A 12,703-nucleotide genomic window follows, 5' to 3' on the forward strand; every position below is an offset into this window, starting at 1 on the left:
GACGACGCCCGCCAAGCCTTGCTTCAAATGGTTTCCCATTTCCACAACATGATCGAGGAAACCGTCTTCTGTCATAATGTCGACTACGGCACCAGCGACGGCCATGGCCATCGGATTTCCGCCATATGTTGACCCATGGCTTCCAACGGTCATTGCCTTAGCTACTTTTTCAACGGCAAGACAAGCCCCAACCGGAAATCCGCCGCCCAAAGCCTTTGCAGAGGTCATGATATCCGGCGCCATGTCTGCGTGCTCATAAGCGAACAATTTTCCAGTACGGCCCATGCCAGTTTGAATTTCATCGAAAACCAGCAAAAGGTCTAACTCGTCACATAAATTTCTCAATGCCCGCAGAAATTCAGGCTCTATGACACGTATGCCGCCTTCACCCATAACAGGTTCGATAAGAATAGCAGCTGTTTCTTCGCTGATCGCTGCTTTCACCGCTTCTATATCTCCAGCAGGAATATGATCAAACCCATCCATTACCGGGCCAAAGCCTTCAAGCAACTTGTCCTGTCCAGCCGCGGCAATCGTTGCCAGCGTTCGGCCATGAAAAGATCCTTCGAAGGCCAAAATGCGATATTTCTGCGGCTGTCCTTGCTCACTAAAATATTTTCGCACCATCTTGATGGCGCATTCATTAGCTTCGGCCCCGGAATTGCAAAAATAGACGGCATCTGCAAATGTTGCATCGACCAGTTTTTGCGCTAACTCTTCTTGCCCCGGAATGCGAAAAAGGTTCGATACATGCCAAACTTTCGACGCCTGTTCCGTCAGCGCGGCGACAAGCCGAGGATGGGCATGCCCCAAAGAACTTACGGCTATACCAGCTGCAAAATCGAGGTATCGTCGACCGTCATTACCATAGAGATAGGGGCCGTCTCCTTTTTCAAAGGAAAGATCGGCGGGAGCATAATTTGATAATAATGCCGGAATCATATGCTTTCTCCACAGTTTAAAATAACAATGCAACTAAGTGTAAGGGGCATGAAACAACAGTTTTTCAGATAAAAGAACCCCAGAAAGCGGCGAAGTATTGACAGGACAGGCCTCTGTGTCAATCAAACTCTCTCTTTAAGGTAAATTTTTAGGCTTTTAGCTTATATCCACGTTTGAATAAGGCCCAAACCGTCACATAAAGTGCAATATCAAGAACCGCTATTACAATCACACCAACCCAGATGGAACTATCCGATTTGCCAATAAAACCGTATCGAAAGCCGTCGATCATATAGAAGAACGGGTTAATATGGCTGATCTGATACCAAACCCCTGTAAGTCGATCAATTGAGTAAAATGTCCCGGACAAGAACGAAAGAGGCATAATCACGAAATTTGTCATTGCTGCCATATGATCAAATTTTTCCGATACGATCCCGCCAATCATCCCGAGAAGAGATAACATTAAACCCGCACCAACCACAAAATACAGGACGGCCGCCCAAGAATATACGGTCAGATCAATTAACAACCACATGCTAAAACCAACAGCGATGGCAACGGCCATGCCGCGCGCAAGACCTGACAGGGCAATTGCAAACGTTAATTCTGCTGCCGAAAGTGGCGGCATCAGAATGTCGACAATATTGCCTTGGACTTTTGATATCAGAATGGAGGACGACGTATTGGCGAAGGAGTTTTGAATAACAGCCATCATAATTAGGCCGGGGCCCAAAAACGTCGCATAGGGAAGATCGCCCATATAGCGCTCGCCATTTCCGAAAGCCAACGTAAAAATCGCCAAAAACAACATGGTTGTCATCATCGGAGCGAGGACCGTCTGCAATGGCACCTTGAGAAATCGCCTCACTTCTTTGGACAATAAAGTATAAACACCCAACCAATTCACCAATCCTATCTGGTTGGCAGGAACTATCGGTAAGGCGGGCGGCGATTGAATCTGGCGGTCTGTTGAAGAAGTCATGGCGCATAGATATTCAATATGGACAGAATACGCAAGAATTCTATGGATCCGTATGGCGTGACGCATGCAATTGAAATATTTCGGTTCTGGCTTACTTATCCTGACTACGATAGAAAGATTACAAACTGACCTATCGATTTTCTTGGGAGACCTTAAAGATGCCTGTTGAAATTCTGCATAATCCACGTTGTAGTAAATCGCGCCAAACACTAGCGATTTTGGAAGAAAATGGGGTCACGCCTGTCATTGTGGATTATCTTTCGAACCCGCCCAGTATAGAAGAGCTTCGTAAAATTTTGGGTTTGCTTGAGATGCAGCCACGGGATCTTATGAGAAAAGGCGAAGCAAAATATAAAGAAAATAATCTTTCCGACGGAAGCCTCACAAGTGAACAGCTTCTTCAAGCCATGGTAGATTTTCCGAAACTTATCGAACGTCCGATTGTATTGGCAAACGGACAGGCGCGGATTGGGCGGCCACCCGAATCCGTACTGGAAATCATCTAACCAGGATCGATTGGCAATTATCTGCACAAATTTTTGGCGGCAAGTTCGCTTTCTTTAATTTCCACCTTTTCATTGCGCATGACACTATATAGAATTACGCCCAATAACCGTCGACACATGGATAGTGCCGTCTAAACAACAATAACAAACAGGAGAAGTCCAATGGCTGAAGCCGTTATCGTATCCACAGCAAGAACTCCCATCGGCAAAGCCTATCGCGGCGCCTTTAACAATACGCATGGCGCAGATATGGGAGGACATGTCATCAAAAACGCGGTTGAACGCGCTGGTGTCGATCCTGCCGAAGTTGAAGACGTTATCTTTGGTGTCGCCAATCCTGAAGGAGCGACCGGCGGTAATATTGCACGTCAAGCATCCTTGCGGGCCGGCATGCCAATTACAACGGCAGGAACAACTGTTAACCGTTTCTGCTCATCCGGACTGCAAACCATCTCGATGGCAGCGCAGCGTGTAATTGTCGACAAAGTACCTGTTATGGTTGCCGGCGGCATGGAAAGCGTCAGCCTGACCCAAAATGAACATTCGAACGTTTTTCGGGCACGAAATGAATGGTTGGCGGAAAATAAGCCCGCCATTTACGACCCAATGCTAAAAACGGCTGAAACAGTTGCCACCCGTTACGGTATTACTCGCGAGCAGATGGATGAATACGGCTTCCAAAGCCAGATGCGAACGGCAGCCGCACAAGAAGCAGGGCGCTTCGACAAAGAAATCGTGCCGATGACAACAACCAAAATATTGGTCAACAAGGAAACAGGCGAAACTTTGGAAGAAGAAGTCACCTTGATGCAAGATGAAGGTAACCGCGCGAGTACAACACTCGACGGATTGTCCAACCTGAAACCTGTCCTTGGCGAAGATTGTTTCATTACAGCAGGTAATGCCAGTCAGCTATCAGATGGCGCGTCGGCTTGCGTCGTTATGGATAGTAAACTTGCGGAGCAACGTAACGTTGAACCTCTTGGTACTTATCGCGGACTAGTAGTTGCCGGCTGTGAACCAGATGAAATGGGTATTGGACCTGTTTTTGCTATTCCGAAATTGCTGGAACGTCATGGTCTCGGTATGGATGATATTGGCTTGTGGGAATTGAATGAAGCATTTGCGGTTCAAGTTCTTTATTGCCGCGACAAGCTCGGCATTCCAAACGAACTGCTGAACGTTGACGGCGGCGCAATTTCGATCGGCCACCCATACGGAATGTCTGGCGCACGTCTTGCGGGCCATGCCCTTATCGAAGGCAAGCGTCGCAGCGCAAAATATGTCGTCGTCACCATGTGTATTGGTGGTGGTATGGGTGCCGCAGGTTTGTTTGAAGTAAACTAAACAATCGCTCACAAATTATTTTCCCGGACGTTTACAAAAAATGTCCGGGATTTTTTTTGTCTTAAAACTAGGATATGGTTAATGTGTAATATATCCAAATGTCGGGGCCTCGCGAAATGACAATCATCGTTACCAGAATGGGGACTGCTTGAATGACCGTATCTATACCGCGTAGCGTCGAAGAAATTACGCCTCAATGGTTCGAAGAAATTGTTTTCCCAGATTCCGGCTTTCCGCGCCTCACCCGCATCACTAAAACAAATGTTGGGGAGGAGCGAGGGTTTCTGAGCCAAACTTTTAAAGTAGAACTTCATTTTGGAGACACAGCTTCAGTCACACTCCCAAAATCTGTCATCGTTAAACTGCAACCTACAAGTGGCCTTTACAAAGCAACCGCAAAAGAGCTACATGCCTTCCGAAGAGAGGTAAGCTTTTATCGTGATGTCGCACCAACAGCGCCGGTAAGATTGCCAGAAATATATTTTGCAGATACGACAACCGGTGCAGGTGCCTTGGTCATGGAAGATTTGGGATCTCTGGCAAGTGGTGATCAAATTTTAGGTATCGAACATTCACAGGCTGTCGCCACGGCTCGAGAAATCGCCAAAATACACGCCGCCTATTGGAACAGTCCCAAACTTGAGAGTCTGGATTGGGCACCTGCGCGAGACCATTTCAACGCAGATCATTATGTCGAACATTGGCCGAAATTTGCTAAGGCTTTTGGAACAAAGATTGGTGCGGAAGCTCTCAACATCGGCGCCAAAGTGGCTAAAAACCTCAATTGGTTGGAGGAAAAAATTGCCAGCCGGCCCACCTCGATTATCCATGGGGACTTGAGAGCAGACAATCTAATGTTTAGCCGAGAAACTGGTGATGATGAAGTTGTGATTTTAGATTGGCAACTAGTAACAAAAAACCTGGGGGCCATTGATATCGCACGTCTTCTTGGTGGCAGTGAGCCCATTTTGCAACGCCAGGGCCATCAAATGGAAATTGTACATGCTTGGCACGGATCCCTCCTGGAAGCCGGAATAACTGATTATAGCCGGAGTGAAGCAGAAGATGATTTTCGTCTTGGTATCCTTCACTGCCTGCTTATCCCGGTTAATATTTATTCGCGCGGCGGCGGGACAGCAACCGGACGCCGGCAACAGCTCATTGATGTCATTGTCTCGAGATTTTTTGCAGCTGCACTCGAACTAAATGCAGGGTCTGTATTGCCTGACTAAATCGCCCATAAAAAAGGGACGGAGTATAATTCCATCCCTCCTTAATTTTCAATGCAACTCATTTATCGCGTCGGTACAGGTTCATCACCTGTGTAATCATAAAACCCACGCCCTGATTTTTGACCAAGCCATCCAGCTTCCACGTATTTAACTAATAATGGGCATGGACGGTATTTTGTATCAGCCAGACCTTCGTACAAAACCTGCATGATCGCCAAGCAAACGTCTAACCCAATAAAATCAGCTAATTGCAAGGGCCCCATCGGATGATTAGCGCCCAACCGCATGGCCGTATCAATCGCCCGAACCGATCCAACGCCTTCATATAAGGTATAAATTGCTTCATTTATCATTGGAAGCAAAATGCGGTTGACGATAAAAGCTGGGAAGTCTTCTGCTGGCGTTGGTGTTTTATCCAATCTTACCGTCAGGCGCTTAACTTTTTCAAACGTCTCTTCATTGGTTGCAATGCCCCGGATCAATTCCACCAATTTCATGACCGGAACAGGGTTCATGAAATGCATACCCATGAACTGCTCAGGTCTATCCGTTACCGCCGCCAGACGGGTAACAGATATGGAAGAGGTATTCGTAGCAATAATTGCGTCCGGTTTTAGCTTCCCACAAATATCTTCAAGTATTAGCTTCTTGATCTCTTCATTTTCGGTGGCGGCTTCGATAACAAGATCGACATCAGACATCAAATCATCTGAAATCGTCGGAATTATACGGGCCAACGCCGAGGCCATATCTGCTTCGGATAATTTACCGCGACCGACTTGTCGTTGCAAATTGGATTGAATGACATTCAAGCCTTTTTCAAGCTGTTCGTCCGTAACATCCTTCAAAACCACATCAATACCCGCGACAGCCATAACATGTGCAATACCATTGCCCATTTGGCCCGCTCCAATAACGCCAACTTTAGTAATCATTGCCTGTTCCTGCGTATATTGTGAACGTGATAATAGTTCGGGTTTCTCGGCCCGTACAAGCCATTAAAGCTCTGCTTCCAGTTCCGGAATAGCTTTAAACAAATCAGCGACAAGTCCGTAATCGGCAACCTGGAAAATAGGCGCGTCTTCATCCTTGTTAATGGCTACAATGATTTTACTGTCCTTCATACCTGCAAGATGCTGGATCGCTCCAGAAATCCCGACGGCAATGTACAGATCCGGTGCAACGACCTTACCAGTTTGCCCGACTTGATAATCATTGGGAACAAATCCCGCGTCAACTGCCGCACGACTAGCACCAACAGCGGCGCCCAGTTTATCTGCTACGGCCTCAATCAGCGGGAAATTATCCCCTGATTGCATACCCCGGCCGCCAGAGATAACGATCTTTGCCGAGGTCAATTCTGGACGTTCAGATTTAGAAAGCTCCTCGCCAACAAAAGTGGATAACCCTGCATCGGCCGCAGCTGTTCCAGCTTCGATTGTAGCCGATCCGCCGGTTGCTTCCGCCGGCGCAAAATTAGTTGTCCGTATTGTGATTACTTTCTTAGCATCACCGGACTGCACTGTTGCCATGGCATTGCCTGCATAAATAGGGCGTACAAATGTATTCGCTGAGACAATTTCCGTAATTTCGGAAATTTGTGCCACATCCAAAAGTGCTGCAACCCTTGGCAAAATGTTCTTACCGGATGTTGTTGCAGCCGCAACAATTGCATCGTACCCGTCAGCAAGCGAGACAACGAGATCTGCGGTATTTTCCGCCAGTGAATTTGCGTAAAGGCCATCATCCACAAGGATAACCTTCGAAACGCCAGAAACATTTGCCGCTTCATCTGCAACCGAGCGACAACCTGAACCTGCGACAAGGACATGAACATCGCCGCCTAATTCACCAGCAGCGGTAACTGCGTTCAATGTTGCCGCACCAAGTGCGCTATTATCGTGATCTGCAAGTACAAGAACAGACATCTATATAACTCCCTCTTCTTTGAGCTTGCTGACCAGCTCTGCAACAGATTCGACCATGACACCAGCTTCGCGCTTCGGTGGCTCCTCGACTTTCAAGGTTGTCAGGCGGGTCGCAATATCAACGCCTAGATCTTCAGGAGACTTTTCGTCAATTGGCTTTTTCTTTGCTTTCATAATGTTTGGCAAAGAAGCGTAACGTGGCTCATTCAGTCGGAGGTCTGTCGTCACGACAATTGGCATTTTCAGGTCGAGCGTTTGCAAACCGCCATCAACTTCCCGCGTAACCTTGGCTGTGCCACTTTCTAGGTTAACTTCTGAAGCGAAAGTTCCCTGAGCCCAACCAAGCAAGGCTGCGAGCATTTGACCTGTTTGGTTTGAATCATCGTCAATCGCTTGTTTGCCGACTATAATGAGATCTGGCTTTTCTTCATCCGCGACGGCTTTAAGAAGTTTTGCTACTCCAAGCGGTTCTACTTCGGCGTCCGTTTTTACAAGGATTCCTCGGTCTGCACCCATGGCCAGCGCAGTTCGAATGGTTTCCTGAGCGGCCTGGGGCCCAACAGAGAACGCTACGACTTCTGTTGCAGTGCCAGCTTCACGCAAACGAAGGGCTTCTTCAACAGCAATTTCATCAAAAGGGTTCATGGACATTTTGACATTCGCGAGGTCTACACCAGTATTGTCCGCTTTGACGCGGATCTTTACGTTGTAGTCCACGACACGTTTAACAGCGACGAGAACTTTCATGGATCGGTTATCTCCAAGCCAATTTGCCTTTCGGACCTACAAAAAACCGTTTTCTGCATCCGTGAAAGGTAGGATTTTAATATTTATTTCGGCAGTGCACAATAAATAGCAAAGGACCGTCTGTCAATTGACGGAAACCCCTCAAAAAATTTATCTGAGTTCGGCCTCCAAATATCTCATTAACGACCAATATTTGCTATCGATTTGCACCTGGAACCCAAAGAACATCTTCTTTTCCCTTATTATTAAGATACCGCCCCAATACGAACAGAAAATCAGATAATCGGTTCATATAAATGACTGTCAGCGGGTTAATATTTTCCGAATCGCTTAACGCAATAATTCGACGCTCAGCACGACGGCAAACAGTGCGTGCTAGGTGTAATTGCGCGGACGCTGCTGAACCGCCCGGCAAAATAAAAGAATTTAACTCTGTGAGATCAGCGTTAAGTCCATCAATTTCTTGCTCTAACCGATCCACTTGTTCTTGGATTACTCTCAACGGAGGATATTTGGGGTCCTCCCGTTCAGGCGTACATAAATCAGCTCCCAAATCAAAAAGGTCATTCTGGATACGTGAGAGCATGTCATCTGCATCTCCAGAGGTCGCTAATCGCGCAATTCCAATAACAGAATTTACTTCGTCCACTTCACCGTAGGCCACAACGCGTAGGCTTGTTTTACTCACGCGCGCGCCATCACCAAGAGAAGTGTGTCCTGTATCGCCACCGCGCGTGTATATTTTCGTTAGTTTTACCATAATTTCTTTTGCTTGCTGTCAGCTGCCCGAACTGGCCGCCCATAAACTCAACATTATCAAAACAACAGCTATCGCCTGCATCAATATCCGTAGACGCATAAGTTTGTTACCGTATTTACGATTGAACTCCCCTCCTCGCGCCATTGTCAAAACGCCGAACAATAAGACAAGGGCGGTTGCGACAACCGCTGCGATAATGAAATAATTCAGCATGACCAGCCAATAACATAATATAAATAAATCTGAAGAGACGCTACACTAATGAGCCGGATCTGGACAGAGGGTTTCATGCAAGTTTTGGAAGATATTATCATTATTGGTGGAGGTATTATCGGTACATCCATTGCCTATTTTTTGCAATCTTCAGACAATTTCGATGGCTCAGTGTTGGTAATTGAAACGGAAGCCGTCAGCCAGGGCTCTTCTTGGGGAGGTTTTCATCAGCAGTTTTCCATCCCCGAAAATATTCAAATGGCGCAATTTGCCCAAGAATTTCTGGGTGAGCTCAATCGCTTCCTTAGCGTTGAAGATAAAATTGTTAATGTTGACTATCATTCTAATGAATATCTTTTTCTAGTTGAAAATCAAGATATTCCCATGCTTTACAGCACAAACATTCTTCATCATCAACACGGCATATCAGTCGGGTTACTCGATCCGGAGGATTTATCACAAGGTTTTCCCTGGTTAAATATCACCGATCTTGCCGGTGGATCGCTCGGGCTATCAAGAGAAGGTGGATTGAATGCGGAACGTCTACGAAAGGCCTTTCGCCAGAAAGCCATTTCACTCGGAGTGCGATTTCAAAATGGTGAACTTATCGATATTGCCAAAAACAATGATCTAGCAAATGCCATTACGCTTTCAACTGGCCAATCAATTTACTTCAAAACCCTTGTCAATGCGGCAGGCGCCGACTCCTCGAGAATTGCAAGCTTGGCAGGAATTAATCTTCCTATGGAATCCCGCAAGCGACAAATTTTTTCTTTCAGTTGCCGAATGTTACTGGAAAAAAGTCCAATTGTTGTTGATCCAACCGGCGTCCATTTTCGCCATGATGGAAATCTGTTTTATGCGGGCTGCGTACCGCCAAAAGACAAAGATCCCAACTGCAGCGATACCAAAATTGATTATGATTTGTTCGAAGAGTATATCTGGCCAATTCTTTCTTATCGTGTTCCGGCGTTTCAAAAAATTACAATGGAGAAGGCCCGGTCAGAGCATTACACCTATAATGTTCTCGATCAGAGCCCTGTGTTAGGACCGCATCCCGAAATTAACAATTTCTATTTCGCGAACGGTTTCATGGGCCGCAGCGCGCAGGCTTCTCCAGCCATTGGTCGTGCAATCGCCGAACTGATAATATTTGGCGAGTATCGTTCTTTGAACCTTTCCCGCTTTTCTTTCGAGCGAATGGTGACAGGTGAAGCCCTTTTCGAACATAATGCCCTGCAATGATGTTATCGTAGGGGAAAAATATGCCAATAATCAGAGTGGAGATGTTTGAAGGCCGGAATCACGATACGAAACAAGAATTGGTCAAATCCTTAACTTCTGAAATGGTGCGAATTACAGGTTGCAGTGAGGCAAGTGTCAATATCGTCATCACCGACGTCAAGAAAGAAAATTGGGGAATGGGAGGGGACCTTGCAAGTAAGAAATTCCCAGATTAATTGCCGCTAGGAAATACCGTGAAGAATACTGAGTTTCTTAAAATACCGATTAAAATCTGGAATCATTTTTCACGCCATCATTGTATGCGAATGGCGACGGCTTTGAGTTATCAGACTTTGCTCGCAATTGTTCCCTTGGCTGCCGTGGTCTTCGCGCTGTTTACAGCGATTCCGGCTTTTGATCATCTCGAGGACAAAATCTCCCATTTCCTGTTTGAAAATCTTTTGCCTACAAAATTTTCACAAATAGATGCCGTGCTTCAAGGCTTCACCATTAACGCCAATCAATTAACCCTGATCGGTTTAGCCGGTATCGCCGTGACTGCTTTATTTTTGATGTCCAGCATAGAAGAAATTTTCAGTCAGATTTGGCAGGTCGAAGCGACACGAAACCCCTTCAAGAGATTTGTAATCTATATTCTCATTACTCTTATTGGCCCAATCGCTATTGGCACCAGCCTTACCCTAGTGAACTGGATCGTCGATATCAGTGAAGATGCCACAGGCTATCAATTGACTACGTCCATGGAATTTATAAGCGATCTTATTCCAATCGCATTACCTTTTATAATTTTGTTTCTGCTTTTTCGAATAGTCCCCGCATGCAAGGTAATGTGGCAGCATGCAATTGTTGGAGCCGCAGTGTCGACCGGATTATTTCTCGCTGGCAAATCTTTGTTCAAGCTATATTTGCAATATTTTCCATCATACGAAATCGTTTACGGTGCGATGGCCGCATTCCCAATTTTTCTTATCTGGTTATATGTAAGTTGGGGCATTGTCTTATTCGGGGCAACCATCACCGCAGTTCTCGGGCTTGAACATATGACCAAAAAGGAAGCTTAGTGGCTTCAACAAGATCACTTTTAGTTTGCACCTTCCAAAAGCCGCCGTGCAATTACCTGTGCCTGAATTTCACCAGCACCTTCAAAAATATTCAAGATTCGAGCATCGCAAAGAACCCGGCTTATTGGATACTCAAGGGCAAAGCCATTGCCACCATGGATTTGCAAGGCATTATCCGCAGCATTCCAGGCAACTCGCGCTCCCAATAGTTTTGCCATACCAGCCTCGAGATCACACCGCCGCCCGTCATCTTTTGCCCGTGCCGACGCGTATGTCAGCTGGCGGGCCATCATGATTTCCACAGACATCCAGGCAAGTTTACCAGCAACTCGCGGAAATTCGATTATTGGTTTGGAAAACTGGATCCGATCCAGCGCATATCGCAGACCTAGCTCCATGGCATTTTGAGCAACACCCAGCGCCCGAGCGGCCGTTTGAATTCGGGCACTTTCAAAAGTCTGCATTAATTGCTTGAAACCATTTCCTTCTTCTTCACCCAGAAGGTTTTCGGTTTTGATTTCAAAATTATCGAAGGCGAGCTCATATTCCTTCATGCCGCGATAACCCAGCACTTCAATTTCACCGCCGGTCATGCCTTCCGCCGGAAAATCCTGATCATTACTCATATGCGGCTTTTCAGCAAGGAACATGGACAAACCTTTATATCCAGGCTCTTCCGGATTGGTTCGCACAAGCATGGTCATCACGTCCGCCCGCGCTGCATGGGTGATCCAAGTTTTATTGCCCGTTATCTTATAGACTTCTCCGTCCTGAACCGCACGCGTTCGCAATGATGCCAGATCAGAACCTGTGTTGGGCTCCGTGAAGACAGCTGTTGGCAAAATTTCACCCGTAGCAATTGGACCAAGCCATTTTGCTTTCTGCGCATCTGTGCCCCCAGTTAAAATTAACTCAGCGGCGATTTCAGAACGTGTTCCTAAGGATCCCACGCCTATGTATCCGCGCGAAAGTTCCTCCGATACGACGCACATAGACATTTTTCCCAAGCCAAGGCCACCATGTTCTTCGGGAACCGTTAACCCGAAAACACCCAGCTCGGACATTTGTTTAATGACCGACATAGGAATCAGTTCATCATTTAAGTGCCATCCATGAGCAAAAGGCATGACTTCTTCATTGGCAAATCGACGAAACTGGTCACGAATCATTGAGTAGGTTTCGTCTAACCCCTGCTCACCAAAATGGCCTGTATCCATTCCTTCGGCAATCAAGGCAGCAATTCGCTGTTTTACTGCAGAAGTATATCCATTTGAAATAAGCGTTACGACGTCAGTTGTTTTAAACTCATCAACAGCGGCTTGTCCTAGTCCCAAATCGAGAGGGCGAATGATTTCGCCCAAAGTCATTGGAATACCGCCTTCAATCTGACTGAGATATTCACTAAACCCAGCCTGCAGCATCAATTGCTCTAACTCGCCGAATTTTCCCTCAGACATTAATTCACGTGACCAGTTGAGTGTTTCACGCAACGCTTCTACATATGTCGATAACCAAGCAAGGCCATGAGTTGCATACTGATTTTCTTCAACCAATTTTGCACTAATGCGCCCGTTTTCACCGCGCGTCATCTGTACGACGGACAAGATAGCCTTTTGCTTGATCGTTTCAGCTGCCTCGAGCCCCTGAGCACACAGGCTTTCCAATTCATCTAGCAATACTGGAGAGGCGTCATCTATCATATCGATCATCGTCATTTATTATTGTTCCTTGTTACCC

14 protein-coding genes are annotated in these 12,703 nt (G+C 46.4%); 6 read left to right on the forward strand and 8 right to left on the reverse strand.

What is annotated here, in order from left to right:
- Together V7723_RS06090 and V7723_RS06095 are read right to left on the reverse strand one after the other, a co-directional pair.
- Positions 1-942 (reverse strand): aspartate aminotransferase family protein (locus V7723_RS06090; RefSeq protein WP_335683552.1); only part of this gene is annotated, 942 nt, incomplete at its 3' end.
- Positions 943-1,090: 148 nt separating this feature from the next.
- Positions 1,091-1,927, reverse strand: a complete 837-nt coding sequence (locus tag V7723_RS06095) for an ABC transporter permease (protein WP_335683553.1) — start codon at positions 1,925-1,927, stop codon at positions 1,091-1,093.
- A 158-nt stretch (positions 1,928-2,085) separates the two neighbouring features.
- On the opposite strand from V7723_RS06095, the gene arsC reads away from it, so the two are divergent.
- From arsC to V7723_RS06110, 3 genes are all read left to right on the forward strand, one after another.
- Positions 2,086-2,433: an arsenate reductase (glutaredoxin) gene (gene arsC, locus V7723_RS06100; RefSeq protein ID WP_335683554.1), complete on the forward strand. Its 348-nt coding sequence runs from the start codon at positions 2,086-2,088 to the stop codon at positions 2,431-2,433.
- Positions 2,434-2,595: 162 nt separating this feature from the next.
- Entirely contained in the window at positions 2,596-3,780 is a 1,185-nt protein-coding gene (locus tag V7723_RS06105) for an acetyl-CoA C-acyltransferase (RefSeq protein WP_335683555.1), read from the forward strand.
- Between the two features lie 152 nt (positions 3,781-3,932).
- Positions 3,933-5,012 (forward strand): phosphotransferase, encoded by a 1,080-nt coding sequence (locus tag V7723_RS06110; RefSeq protein ID WP_335683556.1) that lies wholly within the window; start codon positions 3,933-3,935, stop codon positions 5,010-5,012.
- A gap of 62 nt (positions 5,013-5,074) precedes the next feature.
- Here the strand turns inward: V7723_RS06110 and V7723_RS06115 are convergent, their stop codons facing one another.
- The 5 genes from V7723_RS06115 to V7723_RS06135 form a co-directional block, all read right to left on the reverse strand.
- Positions 5,075-5,947 carry a 3-hydroxybutyryl-CoA dehydrogenase gene (locus V7723_RS06115; RefSeq protein WP_335683557.1) on the reverse strand — a complete coding sequence of 291 codons (873 nt, stop codon included), beginning with the start codon at positions 5,945-5,947 and terminating at the stop codon, positions 5,075-5,077.
- Between the two features lie 63 nt (positions 5,948-6,010).
- Positions 6,011-6,940: an electron transfer flavoprotein subunit alpha/FixB family protein gene (locus V7723_RS06120; protein ID WP_335683558.1), complete on the reverse strand. Its 930-nt coding sequence runs from the start codon at positions 6,938-6,940 to the stop codon at positions 6,011-6,013.
- The gene (locus V7723_RS06125) at positions 6,941-7,687 is read right to left on the reverse strand and encodes an electron transfer flavoprotein subunit beta/FixA family protein (protein WP_335683559.1); all 747 of its coding nucleotides are present in this window, start codon (positions 7,685-7,687) and stop codon (positions 6,941-6,943) included.
- Between the two features lie 196 nt (positions 7,688-7,883).
- Complete coding sequence (locus V7723_RS06130; RefSeq protein ID WP_335683560.1) at positions 7,884-8,447, reverse strand: cob(I)yrinic acid a,c-diamide adenosyltransferase; 564 nt, start codon at positions 8,445-8,447, stop codon at positions 7,884-7,886.
- An 18-nt stretch (positions 8,448-8,465) separates the two neighbouring features.
- Positions 8,466-8,660: a twin transmembrane helix small protein gene (locus V7723_RS06135; protein ID WP_335683561.1), complete on the reverse strand. Its 195-nt coding sequence runs from the start codon at positions 8,658-8,660 to the stop codon at positions 8,466-8,468.
- Between the two features lie 48 nt (positions 8,661-8,708).
- Between V7723_RS06135 and V7723_RS06140 the strand changes: the two genes are divergently transcribed.
- From V7723_RS06140 to V7723_RS06150, 3 genes are read left to right on the forward strand one after another with little or no spacing between them, the layout of a single operon-like run.
- Positions 8,709-9,905, forward strand: coding sequence for an NAD(P)/FAD-dependent oxidoreductase (locus tag V7723_RS06140; protein ID WP_335683562.1), 1,197 nt, complete (start codon positions 8,709-8,711; stop codon positions 9,903-9,905).
- A gap of 20 nt (positions 9,906-9,925) precedes the next feature.
- Entirely contained in the window at positions 9,926-10,120 is a 195-nt protein-coding gene (locus tag V7723_RS06145) for a 2-hydroxymuconate tautomerase family protein (RefSeq protein WP_335683563.1), read from the forward strand.
- Between the two features lie 18 nt (positions 10,121-10,138).
- Positions 10,139-10,966, forward strand: coding sequence for a YihY family inner membrane protein (locus V7723_RS06150; RefSeq protein ID WP_335683564.1), 828 nt, complete (start codon positions 10,139-10,141; stop codon positions 10,964-10,966).
- A gap of 20 nt (positions 10,967-10,986) precedes the next feature.
- On the opposite strand, the gene V7723_RS06155 is transcribed toward V7723_RS06150, so the two are convergent.
- A complete protein-coding gene (locus tag V7723_RS06155; protein WP_335683565.1) occupies positions 10,987-12,681 on the reverse strand; it encodes an acyl-CoA dehydrogenase family protein in 1,695 nt (564 codons plus the stop codon).
- Positions 12,682-12,703 lie beyond the last annotated feature (22 nt).

The organism is Sneathiella sp., assembly GCF_036960985.1.
Classification (GTDB): domain Bacteria; phylum Pseudomonadota; class Alphaproteobacteria; order Sneathiellales; family Sneathiellaceae; genus Sneathiella.

Excerpts from the sequence above, each read along its gene's own strand:
- V7723_RS06130 (WP_335683560.1), bottom strand. The coding sequence starts at position 8,447 with ATGGTAAAACTAACGAAAATATACACGCGCGGTGGCGATACAGGACAC.
- arsC (WP_335683554.1), top strand. The coding sequence starts at position 2,086 with ATGCCTGTTGAAATTCTGCATAATCCACGTTGTAGTAAATCGCGCCAA.
- V7723_RS06140 (WP_335683562.1), top strand. The coding sequence starts at position 8,709 with ATGAGCCGGATCTGGACAGAGGGTTTCATGCAAGTTTTGGAAGATATT.
- V7723_RS06135 (WP_335683561.1), bottom strand. The coding sequence starts at position 8,660 with ATGCTGAATTATTTCATTATCGCAGCGGTTGTCGCAACCGCCCTTGTC.
- V7723_RS06115 (WP_335683557.1), bottom strand. The coding sequence starts at position 5,947 with ATGATTACTAAAGTTGGCGTTATTGGAGCGGGCCAAATGGGCAATGGT.
- V7723_RS06145 (WP_335683563.1), top strand. The coding sequence starts at position 9,926 with ATGCCAATAATCAGAGTGGAGATGTTTGAAGGCCGGAATCACGATACG.
- V7723_RS06095 (WP_335683553.1), bottom strand. The coding sequence starts at position 1,927 with ATGACTTCTTCAACAGACCGCCAGATTCAATCGCCGCCCGCCTTACCG.
- V7723_RS06105 (WP_335683555.1), top strand. The coding sequence starts at position 2,596 with ATGGCTGAAGCCGTTATCGTATCCACAGCAAGAACTCCCATCGGCAAA.
- V7723_RS06125 (WP_335683559.1), bottom strand. The coding sequence starts at position 7,687 with ATGAAAGTTCTCGTCGCTGTTAAACGTGTCGTGGACTACAACGTAAAG.
- V7723_RS06120 (WP_335683558.1), bottom strand. The coding sequence starts at position 6,940 with ATGTCTGTTCTTGTACTTGCAGATCACGATAATAGCGCACTTGGTGCG.
- V7723_RS06155 (WP_335683565.1), bottom strand. The coding sequence starts at position 12,681 with ATGACGATGATCGATATGATAGATGACGCCTCTCCAGTATTGCTAGAT.
- V7723_RS06110 (WP_335683556.1), top strand. The coding sequence starts at position 3,933 with ATGACCGTATCTATACCGCGTAGCGTCGAAGAAATTACGCCTCAATGG.